Raw genomic sequence first — 412 nt, 5'->3', positions numbered from 1 at the left:
TCAATGAGGAAGAGCCACAAGAGAAATTGGTAGCCACAACTGCCGATGTAGGAGCTACTTTTGAGAAAAACACCTTTGGGCTGTGTCAGATGCAGCCACTGCCAGGTGGGGGGTATAAACCTTGTCAGGCAATGGTAACTCAGTGGAGCGGTGCTTATGAGAACGTTACCTATGAGGAAAACAACGGGCACCCCCTTTTAGAGGACAGTAAAGCTACCTGCCCCATAGGCGGAAAGGACTGTATTAGTATTATTAACCACGGACAGGTGGCTGAGATAACTAAGGTGAATATAATCAATGCCAATCCTGCAAAGATTACAATGATAAACCCCTTTGTAAATTTCCATAAACTCAGAAAAGAGATGCTCACAAAACCAAATATTATAGAAGCCTATTTCACAGACTTACAAGG

1 protein-coding gene is annotated in these 412 nt (G+C 43.4%); it reads left to right on the top strand.

The window, feature by feature from the left end:
* A partial coding sequence (locus HMPREF9073_RS16145; protein ID WP_009412215.1) for a PAAR-like protein occupies positions 1–412 on the top strand: 412 nt, incomplete at both ends.

It is taken from the genome of Capnocytophaga sp. oral taxon 326 str. F0382, assembly GCF_000318295.1.
Classification (GTDB): domain Bacteria; phylum Bacteroidota; class Bacteroidia; order Flavobacteriales; family Flavobacteriaceae; genus Capnocytophaga; species Capnocytophaga periodontitidis.
The sequence above is the reverse complement of the archived record's forward strand: the minus strand, read 5'-3'. Positions and strand labels throughout refer to the sequence as shown.